Genomic DNA, 13,178 nt, shown 5'->3' with positions numbered 1-13,178 from the left:
CTACTGATTAGTAAACCTTTTTTATATCATAGAACATGCGACCGGTCGTTTACAAATCATCCTTTCGGATTGTCTTCGTCCTCCTTTATCCCATTTAAAAATTTGTACTGGAACAATGTGTGCTTCTATTTTACTTCTAACAAAACAAAAATGCTACCTGTACGGCAGCACTTTCTAAATTCGTGATATGATTTTCACTTTATCGATCTCTATGCTCAATATAGGAGAGGACAGAAAAAAGATCGGGGGCGGGCACTGAAAGCGACCGTAACATGCGCTCAGCCTTTTCCATATGACTGCGCAATTTACGCTTTGCCTCGTCGAGGGAGAGCAAACTTGGATAAGTGCTTTTGCCATTGTTTTCGTCACTCCCCACCGGCTTACCAATCGATGATTCGTTCCCCTCGACATCGAGGATGTCATCTTTAATTTGAAAAGCAATCCCCACTTCTTCTGCGAATGGCCTGAGCAGTGATAGATCTTCCGGAGGCGCGCTTCCGATAATCCCACCTGCTTCTGCGGCAAACGTCAACATGGCGGCCGTTTTATGCCGATGAATCCATTCAAGTTCTTCAAGTGTTACCGATCGATTCTCGGCTTCCAAATCAGCCACCTGACCCCCGACCATTCCTGTCGCCCCACTCGCTTCCGTTAAACGTCGGATTAGATATAAAGCATCCCGCGGAGTCAGTTCTTGTTCATTGATGGTAGTGAGCAGGGAAAAGCTCTCTGTGAGAAGTGAATCCCCTGCGAGTATCGCTAATGCTTCCCCGTATATTTTATGGTTCGTCGGCTTGCCTCGTCTCGTATCGTCATTATCCATGCTCGGCAAATCATCATGGACGAGCGAGTACGTGTGTACCATTTCAACGGCAGCTCCTAGTTTATACACTGCCTCGTTTACAGGCTTATAACTGCCGGCAACCGCGATCAAAAGCAATGGACGAATCCGTTTCCCCCCCGTGTTTAACGAGTAAAGCATCGCTTCTTTTAATTGGATCGGTGCGTTTAATGCTTCCACGTGCGCTTTTAAGTTGTTCGCCAGGGGCGGAATATGTGCTTCAACCAACTGATCGAGTCTTTCTTTTGTCACTCCAAAACCAGAACTAGATGCGCGGAAGCCCACTTTTTTGGCACTTGGTCATAGAAAAATGGGAGGGAACGCAAAAGTCTGTTTCTCTCCTTTCAAAGCATATCCTGCAAACGTCTGTGCAGACGCTCACCTTCCTTTTTCAATCCTTTACAACCTTTAGCCTAGCTTAATTGCTCTGACTATCTTCCAATTCCAACGGAAAACTTTCTCCCGTTTCGTTGACAATGCGGTCCATTTGCTTCTCCACTCGTTGCAATTGATCATGGCAACGTTTGGAAAGCTTCATTCCCGTTTGATACATCTCAATGGCTTTTTCCAAAGGGACATCTCCTTGTTCAAGCTGCTGGATAATATACTCGAGTTTTTTCATATCTGCTTCAAACGTCTGCTTATTTTCCGGCTCTTCGTTTCTTTCATCTTCCACCGGTTGTATCCCCCTTATGAATGACAAATGTTTCGGTTCCTTTATCCGTTACTTCTGCTTTCACATAACCATCTTGGAAATAAATGTGTAGTTCATCTTCTACATCAATGCCATCAACGGTTTTTGCCAACTGTTCATCCCGGTACGTGACGGTGTATCCCCGTTTTAATGTCTCCATAGGATTAAGAAGGGTTAGCTTTTCCAATAAACGTTCATGCCGATTTTCCTTACTCTCCAACAATCGCTGAAAATGGTCTTCCAATTGCTTCGTACCTGTTTCAAGCAACTGCCTTTTCTGTTCGAGCAGATGCGTCGGCCTTAGCAACGCGATACGTCGGCGCTGTTCATCTACCTGTTGTCGTTGCAGCTGCATACGTGTTTGCATGGCGCGATGAAATTGGTCAAGGTTTCGATCGAGTTCTTGCTCCTTTTGCTTGAGCAGTTGTCCCGGATAACGAAACGCATACGCGTTTTTTATATAAGCCAATTTCTCTTTTTGGGAATAAACGATTTGTTGCATGATTTGTTGCAATCGATTTTTTTGAGCGGAAACCTTCTCTTGCCATTCGGTGAGCGAAGGAACAGCGATCTCGGCGGCGGCTGTCGGTGTAGCCGCCCGGACATCTGCGACAAAATCCATCAATGTGACATCTGTTTCATGGCCGACAGCGGAAATCAGCGGAGTGTTTAAGGAGGCAACTGTACGGACAACCTGTTCATCGTTAAACGCCCACAGGTCTTCGATGGATCCTCCCCCTCTGCCCGCAATTAAAACATCGTTGTCATCAATGTTCGCCTGCTTTAACGCGCGAACGATGCCCGGAGCTGCTTCAGGTCCTTGAACGGCGACCGGATAAAGCGAAATGGAAGCTTGCGGGTACCTTCGCCTTACCGTTGTATAAATGTCACGGATAACAGCACCGGTTTTAGAAGTGACCACTCCGATATGTTCAGGAAAATTGGGAAGCGGTCGTTTTCTGGATGCGTGAAACAACCCTTCCGCATCCAACTTTTTTTTCAATTGTTCATAAGCGAGATATAATTGTCCGATCCCGTCCGGCTCCATCATGCGTACGTACAACTGATACTGTCCATACGGTTCATAGACGGACACATTCCCGTGAATGAGCACCTTCATTCCGCTTTCCGGCCGAAAGCGCAAGGCGCGATTATTACCGGCGAACATAACGGCTGACACTCGCGCCTTTTCATCTTTGATCGTGAAATACATATGGCCACGGCTGTGATGCTTAAAGTTCGAAATTTCCCCCCGTAAAAAAACGTCGTTCAAAAGGGGGCTTTCATCAATTAATCCTTTGATTTGTCTCGTTAATTGTGTCACGGAAAGATAACGCTGGTCAGGATTCATCATTGACCATCGTCCCTCGAGCGGCTTCCACCGTATTATGTAAAAGCATGGTAATCGTCATTGGGCCGACGCCACCCGGAACGGGCGTGATCCATCCTGCTTTTTCTTTCACTTGTTCAAACTGTACATCACCGATCAGTTTTCCCGTACTCTCCACGCGGTTCACGCCGACGTCAATGACAGCCGCGCCCTCTTTAACATGGGTTTCATCGATCATACCTGCTCGTCCGGCAGCAGCGATGAGAATATCCGCTCGGCTCGTATGCGAGGCCAGATCTTTCGTTTTCGAATGGCAATAGGTCACCGTGGCATCTTCATTCAACAAAAGTTGCCCCACCGGCCTGCCTACGAGTTGGCTCCTGCCAACGACGACCGCGTGCTTGCCTCTCGGATCAACGCCGCTGATTTCCAACATTTTCATGATGCCGAGTGGTGTGCAAGGCGTAAACGCTTTTTTTCCTGTCAGTAATTTCCCGACATTGACCGGATGAAAGCCATCCACATCTTTGTTTACGGCAATCCTTTCGATAACGGCATTTTCGGATATATGATCCGGCAACGGCAGCTGAACTAAAATGCCGTGTACACTGCTGTCTTTATTTAAAGCATCGATTTCAGCCATCAATTCATCTTCCCGCAATGACGAAGGATGGTGTTTTACAATCGAGTGAATACCTGCAGTTTTACAAGCCTTTTCCTTCCCTCGCACGTAACTGTGCGATGCCGGGTCGTCCCCAACCAAAATAACCGCGAGCGATGGCGTCACCTTTAATTCCGGGACTTCCTCAGCCAACTCGCTTCGCAATTGTGTGGATAATTCTTTGCCGCTAATGATCTTCGCTGTCATACTCGCTCTTTGCCCCCAATCCACGCGCTTTTCGCAGGTTTGATAAAACCCCGTTGACAAATTTGCCGGCTTCATCTCCGCCGAATGCCTTCGCAGTATTAATCGCTTCATTAAGTGCCACATTTACCGGAATATCTTCCCGATGCTGCATTTCATAGACAGCCAGACGCAAGACGGCACGATCGACATTCCCCACTCTTTCCAATGCCCAATGCTCCAGCTGCCCTGCAATTTGTTCGTCGATCTTCGGCTGTACCGCGAGAACGCCGGGAATAACATCATAAAGATAATCATCTGCTTCTTCCTCATCGTCCATTGACGATTGGAGCGCGAGTTTCCATTCAATGCCGGTCATTTCTATTTGATACAGCGCTTGCACCGCCCGTATTCTTGCCAGTCTTCGATTCATATATCGATACCTCGACTTGTATTCGGATCCATTACTCGGTCGTTTGTTCCATTTGACCTTGTTGTTCTTCCGGTTGTTCGAAATAAATTCCCACTACGTGAACATTGATCGTATCCATCGCGATGGAAGTCATTGTTTCCAATGCCTGCTGAATGTTTCGCTGCACTTGATTGGCAACGTCGGGGACAGATATTCCATAATGGACAACGATGGAAACATCAATGACGACACCGTCGTTTCCAAGCTCTACCTTTACACCTTTCCCGTGGTTTTTTCTGCCAAAACGCTCAGCGACATCCGTCGCTATATTTCCGCGCAACGCTGCAACGCCCTCTAATTCAGATGCGGCAAGCCCGGCAATCACTTCAATCACTTCCGGGGATATTTCCACTTTTCCCAAATCATTTTCCTGTTCTTCGATATCGAGCATTTGATATTCGCTCATTACACCTTGCCCCCCTTTAGGATTGTTCCGTACCTTCACCATTTTCCTCGACTGCCTGTGCTTCCGCTTCCTGTTCAGGGTTTTCTTCGGCTTCCCGTTCAGCCTGTGCTTCCGCTTCCCGTTCTGCCGCAAGCCTTTCCCGTTCTTCTCGCAAACGATCCATTCGGTATTGGCGAAAGACCGGAAACTCCGAGAGATTATCTGGGATTTTTTTATTTTCCAGTAAAATAATTTTTACCATGTTTTTATTTCTTGCCATATGGTAATGATCATTGTACTCATTTTCTTTTGTGAACTTCTTGAGGTTCTCGTAGTCCTCTTCCTGAATAGATACAGGATACGGATGATCTTCAGAGGCTTCTTCTTCATATCCAACTTCGAATTCCACAATTTGGATATGGTCATTTTTTAAATTGCGGGTTTGTTCCAAAACGGATTTGGCACCTTCCGTCAAATCGTTCCACTCCATATAATCGGACCTCTCCTTACTAGTACGGTGCTTTTATCCCGGTGTTAAGCGCCCATAATTCCGGAAGTCAGACATCGGAAGCCAGGAATCGAAAGACCATTCTTTGTTTCCTGCAAGATTTTTGGGTTTTCCGACCTCCGGTTTCTGAAATCTGCCCTCCGATTAAACGAGCGACTAACACCCCGATTGGTTCAACTATCCATCATACGAGGAAAATTCCCTTATGATGGAAGTTTCACTTTATATGGTTGATTATAGCACGTAGCGATATTCATTTCATCCTTTGGACAAGGATTCTTACGGTTGAGAGGGGCTTTATGAAGAACTTTGTTTCAGCCTCGGCAGTTTTAAATATCTAGATGCCGACGTATGAACGAAAACCCATCGTGACTGACCTGATCCACCGCATTCCCACGAACTTCGGGCGTCATGTTCAACTCAACGCCATGCGATGATATGTCGTGCGAAGATAGGGGCATAAAAAAAAGGACCCGCTGACGGATCCCGACAAGTTAGCCTGTTTCGTTTTCATCATAGTGATACCCTACGGAAACCGGACGTTCACCTAGCTCTTCGCTTGCTATCCGGTTAATCTCCACGACTTCCGTTCTGGATAGCTCTTCCGCTTCAACAAGAATCCGAACTTCATCCGCTTCACTCATGACGATGACCTCGTTATAGCCTTGGGATTGGATCTTTTGCTCTAGCGCATGTTCTTGATCAGCGATTGATTGCATCCTTTCCCGCTCTTCCTGCGCTTCATTTTTCTCTTCTGTCGTTGCATCGCTGGAAGCCAGCACGTCCGTGTAGTGTTCTCTTGTCTCGCTGCGATTTTCCTCACGTTGAATGCGCAAGGCACTGAACCAGTCACTGCTATCCGGGGAGCCCGCGGAAACTTCCATCTCTTCGTTTGTTTCTTCCTCGGAAGAAGGATCTTCTTCGGCAGGCGGCTCTTCTTGTTCCTCTCCCTTCACAGGTGCTTCTTCGGTACTTTCAGCAGGTTCACCGTCTTCTTCCCATTCTTCTACAACGACGGAACTATCAGGGTTTTCTTCCAAAAACTGTTCCCAAAGATCGCCTTCAAATTCTTCCAAGTCCGCTCCCTCATCACTGACAAGGGCCGTTTCGTGCTCCGCGGGACCATCAGGTGTGAAGAAGTAAACGCCGAGAACAGCAACTAAACTTAGCATCGTCAACAGCCATACCGTTTGTTTTTTCAAGACCAAATCACTCATCCTTTCTTTACTGTTTAGATAGTACTGATACACGGTGGGCGGGAACATCCAGTGTCCGGGTCACAGCCTCGATCACGGATTCTTTAAGATCAAGTTCTTCAACCCCCTCGGCAACGACAAGAACTCCGGTGACGTCGGGTTTCTCCGTACGAATGAGCAAAGGTTGTTCCGCATCTCCTTCTTGGATGAGGACGAGTGTTTCTTCGTCCGTTCCTTCCTCCAACGTGCGCGAGCCACCTTCCGTATCGGTCTCGTCCGTTATTTGTTCTCGGCTGGTCGTGTCTTTTTCGTACACTTTGCTTTCCGAAGCTTCCAGGTTTACAACGATGTCAACGCCGGATAGTCTGTTTATGGATTCGAGCGCCCTTTCCAATTGATTGGCATACGCGCGTTCAAGCGCTGCAATATCTCCAAAGTTGTGTTGCTGATTAGCATCACCCTCTGTATCATGATCGAGAACGTCCGCTTCCCCTCGATCCTCATTCAGACCGGATAAGGAGGAAGGAGTTCCACCGAGTTCTTCCTCTTCATCACCTCCGCTCGTACCAATAAACATAAATAGTATGCCAACAACAAGCAATCCACCCAAATAATACCAACGAAATTTTCGAGAACCATCCGCGGACGGCAACCATTTGGAAAATGATGGTTTTTCTTCACTCATTCAGCCCCTCCTCCTCCAGGCTGACGTCAATGTTGCTTTCCTCGATTTGCCATACTTCAGCAAGACGTGCACGCACCTCCTCGGTCTCACGATCTTCTCCTGTACGCGTGTGATCGGCAGTTTCGGTTGCATCATCCGTGGATATTTCGTCCACAGGCTGAACGGCAACCGTTTCAGCTTCCTGCTCGTCTACTTCTCCGACAACCACAGCGACTTCCAATTCGGTATCCGTGGCTGCCGAAATCTCTTTTATGCCAAGGTTAAAGTCATCTTCCAACGCCTGTTCAGCCTCCCTGCCAAGACGAGCACCTACTTGTTCAGAAATATATGCATCATGACTCGCTTGTATTTCACTTTTCTTCTCATCAATGGCAATTTCCATTTCATCGACCCCTTCCGTCACTTGAAAATCCCCCCAATCGAACCATGTCTCCGGCTCCCGGTTTAGCAAATCAAACACCGGTTGCAATATTAAAATCATCATTATTAAACCGAGGATCAAATCCGCATATCGTTTCATCGTAGATGTCGGCAACAATAGTTCAAGAATGACAGCAATGAGCAAAAAGACGATTAACGTCGTTATCCATTCATTAAAATAGGCGATTGTCTCTCACCTCACCATTAACGACAAGTTGCCGGATGTGATAATAATTGTGATCGCGAGAAAAAACATTAAACTAACAACTGCCACGGCCGCAAACATAAATAACACGGTTTTCGCAAATAAACTAAGGCACGTTCCAAGCGGCCCCCCTCCAAGCGGTTGCATGACAGCGGCTGATAGTTGAAAAATAATCGCGAGGGCGAGAATCTTAAGCGCCGGAAAGGCAATGATGACAAATAGAATCGCCAGTCCGGCTACCCCGACTGTATTTTTTAATAGTAATGATGCCCCGATCACTGTATCCGTCGCGTCCGTGAACATGCGACCGACGACCGGCACAAAGTTTCCGGCGATATATTTTGCCGTACGCACGGTAATTCCGTCGGTAACGGCCGCCGTTGCCCCCTGGACGGAAACTGCTGCCAGGAAGACTGTTAAAAACGCCCCCAAGATTGCCATCGCCGCATTGCGAATAAGTGCAGCCAGTTTCGATAATTGAAATTTTTCACTCATCGTGCTAATAACGCTCAAAAGTGCCGAAACGAATAATAGCGGCAACACGAGACGATCGATTAATAACCCGCTCGTATTGACAAGAACGATGATTAATGGATGAAACAAGGCAGCAGATGATGCGGCACCGGTGATAGCCAACAGAGACAGGAGCATCGGCAAGAGGGCCATCAAGAAAGTCACCATGCTTTGTACCGCTTCCTGGGCGTAAGACATGGCCACATAGAAGCTATTCATCGCAATAATGATAAGTACCGTAAACGTAACGCTGTAGGCGATTTTACTGACGGCTGCATGTTCAAACGCATTTTGCAACGCGCGCAATACCATAGTGAAAACGGTCAAAAGCAACAATGTGCCAAGCAACGCCAAATTCGAGGTAATTTCGTGGAAAATAAAACGAAGAAAAGCTTGTCCCCAATCGGCAGGATTGAACTGCCTCTCCCCTTGGATGAAGTCACTCAATTCTCCACGTTGGCTTTCAGGCAAAAACGATTCGTATTCCGTGCGAATATCTTCCCAGAATGTTTCAATCTCCGAAAGTCCAAGCCTATCCATCTGCTCGTCCATTTGTTCATCGAGCATTTCCTCGGCCGACGGCACGTTCTCTTCGTCTTCGATGGACAATCCTTGTTCCCTTTCGGCATCCTCTTCCGCTGATACAACGAAAGGAGCGCTTATCAAGATGACGATCAAGAACAACATTGTCCATTGCTTTTTCATATCGACCCACTCTTTCACCCCGGAATCAAGGAAATGACCGTTTCAATTAAAACGTTAAATATAGGGATCGCCATCACAACGATCAGAACCTTCCCGGCAAGCTCTATTTTTTGTGCAATCGCTCCTTGATCCGCATCCCTGGCAATTTGTGCTCCAAATTCTGCAATGTAGGCAATCCCGATAATTTTAAGCATCGTCTCAAGGTAAACCATGTTGATATTCGCTTCATTTGCCAATGTTTCAATCAGTTGAAAAGCGGTTACGATATGATCGAGCAAAAAAAGAAAAATCATCGCACCGACAAATAACGTTAATAAAAAAGCAAACGCCGGCTTTTGTTCTTTAACGATCATTGCCAGAAATACAGAAATAAGGCCGATTCCAACGATTTGAATCATTTCTGCGGACATTGGACTACCCTATAAAAAGAAAGATGCCACGGATTCTTTGGAAAAGATCGTCCACAATGGTAGCGACCATGTAGAGCACCACGACAAACCCGATCAGAGTAACCCATTGTGCCCAGTCCTCTTTGCCCATTTGTTTTAAAACGGTGTGAATCATGGCAACGACGATGCCGATGCCTGCAATTTGAAAAATCGTGTCCACATCATATCCCACCGCGTTTCCCCCCTTCGAAGCGCCCGTGTTCTCAAATCATGACAATGATGGCGAGTAATCCTCCGAGAAAACCCAATGATTTCGCCATTTTTTCATATTTTCGTTGATCTTCAATGGCTTCAAATTCCTCGGAACGCAAATGGGCAAGTGTGAGTTGAATATATTTGCGCTGTTCTTCGCGCCCGTGCCGGCCAAGCGTTTGTCCGAACTGGAAAAGCGCTTCTTTCTCTTTGTGGCGTAAAGCGGTTGAAGACCAATGCCATTCAATGCTTCGATCCCAAGCCTCCTTCACATCCGTGCTTTCTGTTTCTAAAACGTGTGCAAAGGTGGCAAAGATCCGGGAAAGTGGCGATTCCAATGTCTGTTCCAACTTTCGGGAAATAACCGGTAGCGGTGTATGTCCATACATCACTTCTGCTTCCAACATTTGTAAAGCTGTCGAGAGCTGCCGGATTTGCCGAGAACGTCCCGACAGCCTCCGAGCCCAGTCAAATCCGACAGCTGTTAGCGATACTAGGACGAGAAGGGCGCCGAGCCACCTCACACGCTCACCTTCTTTGGGATGATGAGCTTCCCGCGTTTGTTTCCGTCGAGGAGAAGCAAGCGATCAAAAAGCGGACGACCGGACGATGTCCGAAGGAGCGCTCGGTCTTCCATATCTTCAACCGTGCGCCCGTGGGCACTACAAATGACCGAAACCCCGGCGTTCATCGCTTCCCGTAACGCTGATTTATCACGTTCACTCCCGATTTCATCAACGATGAGTAGATCGGGGCTCATCGCTCTGACAAGCATCATCATTCCTTCGGCTTTCGGGCAACGATCCAACACATCGGTTCGCGGCCCGAGATCATGTTGCGGCACTCCTTCAAATGCAGCGGCAATTTCCGAACGTTCATCAGCAATGGCCACTTTCCGTGGTGGGATTGGAGTCATTTGTTTTGCTTGCTGACCATAACTGGCCGTACGGGCAATATCACGCAAAAGCGTTGTTTTTCCTGATTGAGGCGGACCAACAATTAACGTATTCCGCCATTGCCCGTGAAACAAGTCTGTGAGATAACGACCGGCAACGCCGTTCATTTGCCGCGTGATCCGTACATTAAAGGATCGTACATGTTTTAATGTTTTCACCATTCCATTTTCCACGATCGTCTCCCCGCCCAGTCCCACTCGATGACCCCCGGCCAACGTAAGAAAACCGTTGCGCAATTCTTCTTCAAAGGCGTATAAGGAATGTTGGCTTAACTGATTCATGATAAATTCTGCATCATTTGTTGATAGCGTTTCGGCACCCATAAAATAAGCGTCGTTTCGATAAACAAGTTCAGGTGGGCGGTTCACGCGAAAACGAATTTCTTCCAGATCATATGACCGTAAAGCAACTCGAATATTTTCTTTGAATCGCCCGGGAACAAGGGCAACAATCGTTTGTTTTGAAACAATGGTATTTTCCTTTTGCGTATAGGGCATTTCTTCACCACCCCCATCTATCAACTCAGGGAACACCATCGATTCCCATTAGAAACACTTGGCTTTCCGCCAAATCCGGATGGCGGATGCCATCGTTTTTCCTATACTTTAATCCTTAACCACAGTTAAGACATTCTTAAAGTATAAAAAACCCCATGGGAGTCTGCATGTACAATGTATGAAACTAGATCCATATTAGAACCGCCGTTTGGAGTTGTTCTCTACAGCGCAGTCTTTACCTGGCTGGGAATGGACAGCTTCTGTTGTACATGTTTATGAGAGGTTAACCGGGTTCATGCGAAAGATTCTTAGTCGATCGATCCGGTTTGGTATGATGACATTATGATGATTTTATTACGGTATGTGAAATTTTAAGGTATAGTCCAAGTTCACGTGATGAAGCAGCCCAACGATCTGCATTTGAGGTGTGTCAGATTTCTAGAACATTGGAACGCTCATCGCTCTGTTTTTGAAGTGGGGCACAATTCCGGAACGGTAGAAGACCCCATGAATCATCCATGGCGACCGAATCCCCGTCTTTTTCTCTGATTTTGGGCTTCATGAAGCGTTAAATGCATAATAAAAAGACTCCTTTTCGGAGTCTTTGTTTCAACCATTCTGTGCTAGGCTCTTTGCGTGTATTCCCCTTTGCGGGTGTCGATGACGAGCGTTTCGCCTTCATTAATAAATAACGGTACTTGCACGGTGTACCCGGTTTCAAGTTTTGCCGGTTTCGATCCGCCAGAGACGGTGTTTCCTTTTATGCCGGGCTCCGTTTCGATTACAGCCAGTTCAACCGAATTCGGAAGCTCAACGCCAAGCGTTTCGTTTTCGTAGGAAATCATTTGTACTTCCATGTTGTCTTTTAAAAAATTAAGTTCGTATTGAATCTGTTCACTTGAAAGCTCGATTTGTTCAAATGTTTCCATGTTCATAAAAGCGTGAGTGTCGCCATCTGCATAAAGGTATTGCATGCGATTTTTCTCGATATGTGCCCGATTGACTTTCTCACCGGCGCGAAATGTTTTATCCTGGATGTTTCCCGTACGCAAACTGCGCAGTTTAGAGCGGACAAAAGCTGCACCCTTCCCCGGTTTTACGTGTTGAAAATCAACAACGGTCCAAATATCGTTGTCAACCTCAATCGTTAGTCCGGTGCTGAAATCATTTACCGATACCATTTTTTCCTCCCCCTTATGGTTCAATCCTTTTCAATGATTTATCCGATAACGTCAGTCGTTCATTTCCATCTTCGGTAATAACAATGTCATCTTCAATCCGGACGCCTCCTTTGCCCGGGAGATAGATCCCCGGCTCAACCGTAACGACCATTCCGGGTTCTAATTGCAGGTTTCCTTTCGGCGACAAACGGGGCTCTTCATGGACGTCCATGCCGAGGCCATGGCCAAGCCCATGCCCGAAATAGCCTTCATACCCTTCGGCATAAATGTAGTCCCGGGCGATGGCATCAGCTTCTATCCCTGTCATGCCCGCTTTAATATGTTCCAAACTTTTGAGTTGCGCCTTTAAAACGGTATCATAGACGTGTTGTAATTCATCGCTCGGTTCCCCGACGGCCACGGTTCGGGTCATATCGGAACAATACCCTTCATAATAAGCGCCAAAATCCATCGTAATCATATCGCCATTTTCTACCTGTTTGTTGCTCGCAACCCCGTGCGGGCGTGCGCCACGCTCACCGGAAGCGACGATGATGTCAAAGGAGGAAGCTTCAGCTCCGAGATTTCGCATAAAAAATTCAAGCTCGTTGGCGATCTCGCGTTCACGGATACCGGGCTTTATGTACGTAACAATATGTTCAAAGGCGGCATCGGCAATATCCGCGGCTTTTTGCATCGTTTTTAACTCGTCGTTGCTTTTAAACAAACGAAGGTTTTCGATGATCCCGGCAACCGGGACAAGTTTTACGTCAAAAGCCTCTTGATACCTCTCGTATTTTTCATACGTGGTATACGCTTTTTCAAATCCGACGGAAGATACATTTTCCGTTTTGAAGAGTTTATTTATTTCTTTGCTCATCTCGTTCTCATGCTGAACGACCGTAAAATCTTCGCATTGACTTTTTGCCTGTTCAACGTACCGAAAATCCGTGACAAAGAAAGCATCATGGGCAGTAATCAGTGCGGCTCCTGCCGTTCCCGTAAAATTCGTTATATACCTTCTGTTTGTCGGGCTTTCCACTAGAAGGGCGTCAATGCCTTCCTGTTCCAACTGCGTACGAACCAGTTCGAGACACTTCATTGTTTTTCCTCCTTTTGGTAGCGA

General features: G+C 46.8%; 17 protein-coding genes. All 17 read right to left on the bottom strand.

All coding sequences use genetic code 11. The features are described from left to right. Positions 1 to 199 precede the first annotated feature (199 nt). The 17 genes from DT065_RS01340 to DT065_RS01260 all read right to left on the bottom strand — a co-directional run bounded on the left by DT065_RS01340 (position 200) and on the right by DT065_RS01260 (position 13,154). On the bottom strand, positions 200 to 1,093 hold the full coding sequence (locus tag DT065_RS01340; protein WP_227002689.1) for a polyprenyl synthetase family protein: 894 nt from the start codon (positions 1,091 to 1,093) through the stop codon (positions 200 to 202). Between the two features lie 166 nt (positions 1,094 to 1,259). Continuing rightward, positions 1,260 to 1,517 (bottom strand): exodeoxyribonuclease VII small subunit, encoded by a 258-nt coding sequence (gene xseB / locus DT065_RS01335; RefSeq protein ID WP_257791143.1) that lies wholly within the window; start codon positions 1,515 to 1,517, stop codon positions 1,260 to 1,262. After that, positions 1,507 to 2,889 (bottom strand): exodeoxyribonuclease VII large subunit, encoded by a 1,383-nt coding sequence (xseA, locus tag DT065_RS01330; protein ID WP_227002688.1) that lies wholly within the window; start codon positions 2,887 to 2,889, stop codon positions 1,507 to 1,509. The genes xseB and xseA overlap by 11 nt, the downstream gene beginning before the upstream one ends. Next, complete coding sequence (gene folD / locus DT065_RS01325) at positions 2,876 to 3,733, bottom strand: bifunctional methylenetetrahydrofolate dehydrogenase/methenyltetrahydrofolate cyclohydrolase FolD (protein ID WP_114370189.1); 858 nt, start codon at positions 3,731 to 3,733, stop codon at positions 2,876 to 2,878. The genes xseA and folD overlap by 14 nt, the downstream gene beginning before the upstream one ends. Beyond that, positions 3,714 to 4,142 (bottom strand): transcription antitermination factor NusB, encoded by a 429-nt coding sequence (nusB, locus tag DT065_RS01320; protein ID WP_114370187.1) that lies wholly within the window; start codon positions 4,140 to 4,142, stop codon positions 3,714 to 3,716. Before nusB ends, folD begins: the two co-directional genes overlap by 20 nt. Before the next feature lie 31 nt (positions 4,143 to 4,173). Further along, positions 4,174 to 4,587, bottom strand: a complete 414-nt coding sequence (gene yqhY / locus DT065_RS01315; RefSeq protein ID WP_114370185.1) for a lipid-modulating alkaline shock protein YqhY — start codon at positions 4,585 to 4,587, stop codon at positions 4,174 to 4,176. Between the two features lie 16 nt (positions 4,588 to 4,603). After that, positions 4,604 to 5,056 carry a hypothetical protein gene (locus DT065_RS01310; RefSeq protein WP_227002687.1) on the bottom strand — a complete coding sequence of 151 codons (453 nt, stop codon included), beginning with the start codon at positions 5,054 to 5,056 and terminating at the stop codon, positions 4,604 to 4,606. Positions 5,057 to 5,568: 512 nt separating this feature from the next. After that, the gene (locus DT065_RS01305) at positions 5,569 to 6,276 is read right to left on the bottom strand and encodes a SpoIIIAH-like family protein (protein WP_160112351.1); all 708 of its coding nucleotides are present in this window, start codon (positions 6,274 to 6,276) and stop codon (positions 5,569 to 5,571) included. 22 nt (positions 6,277 to 6,298) lie between these two features. Beyond that, positions 6,299 to 6,955 (bottom strand): stage III sporulation protein AG, encoded by a 657-nt coding sequence (gene spoIIIAG / locus DT065_RS01300; protein ID WP_114370181.1) that lies wholly within the window; start codon positions 6,953 to 6,955, stop codon positions 6,299 to 6,301. Beyond that, positions 6,948 to 7,541: a stage III sporulation protein AF gene (spoIIIAF, locus tag DT065_RS01295; protein ID WP_227002780.1), complete on the bottom strand. Its 594-nt coding sequence runs from the start codon at positions 7,539 to 7,541 to the stop codon at positions 6,948 to 6,950. The genes spoIIIAG and spoIIIAF overlap by 8 nt, the downstream gene beginning before the upstream one ends. A 27-nt stretch (positions 7,542 to 7,568) precedes the next feature. After that, on the bottom strand, positions 7,569 to 8,798 hold the full coding sequence (gene spoIIIAE, locus DT065_RS01290; protein WP_114370177.1) for a stage III sporulation protein AE: 1,230 nt from the start codon (positions 8,796 to 8,798) through the stop codon (positions 7,569 to 7,571). 14 nt (positions 8,799 to 8,812) lie between these two features. After that, positions 8,813 to 9,208 carry a stage III sporulation protein AD gene (gene spoIIIAD, locus DT065_RS01285; RefSeq protein WP_114370175.1) on the bottom strand — a complete coding sequence of 132 codons (396 nt, stop codon included), beginning with the start codon at positions 9,206 to 9,208 and terminating at the stop codon, positions 8,813 to 8,815. Positions 9,209 to 9,212: 4 nt separating this feature from the next. Next, entirely contained in the window at positions 9,213 to 9,419 is a 207-nt protein-coding gene (spoIIIAC, locus tag DT065_RS01280) for a stage III sporulation protein AC (RefSeq protein ID WP_114370173.1), read from the bottom strand. A gap of 31 nt (positions 9,420 to 9,450) precedes the next feature. Then, complete coding sequence (spoIIIAB, locus tag DT065_RS01275; protein ID WP_114370172.1) at positions 9,451 to 9,963, bottom strand: stage III sporulation protein SpoIIIAB; 513 nt, start codon at positions 9,961 to 9,963, stop codon at positions 9,451 to 9,453. Then, complete coding sequence (gene spoIIIAA, locus DT065_RS01270) at positions 9,960 to 10,892, bottom strand: stage III sporulation protein AA (protein ID WP_160112349.1); 933 nt, start codon at positions 10,890 to 10,892, stop codon at positions 9,960 to 9,962. The genes spoIIIAB and spoIIIAA overlap by 4 nt, the downstream gene beginning before the upstream one ends. Before the next feature lie 623 nt (positions 10,893 to 11,515). Continuing rightward, positions 11,516 to 12,073 carry an elongation factor P gene (efp, locus tag DT065_RS01265; protein ID WP_114370168.1) on the bottom strand — a complete coding sequence of 186 codons (558 nt, stop codon included), beginning with the start codon at positions 12,071 to 12,073 and terminating at the stop codon, positions 11,516 to 11,518. Between the two features lie 13 nt (positions 12,074 to 12,086). After that, a complete protein-coding gene (locus tag DT065_RS01260; RefSeq protein WP_114370166.1) occupies positions 12,087 to 13,154 on the bottom strand; it encodes a M24 family metallopeptidase in 1,068 nt (355 codons plus the stop codon). Positions 13,155 to 13,178 lie beyond the last annotated feature (24 nt).

Source organism: Salicibibacter kimchii, from assembly GCF_003336365.1.
GTDB lineage: Bacteria > Bacillota > Bacilli > Bacillales > Marinococcaceae > Salicibibacter > Salicibibacter kimchii.
The sequence above is the reverse complement of the archived record's forward strand: the minus strand, read 5'-3'. Positions and strand labels throughout refer to the sequence as shown.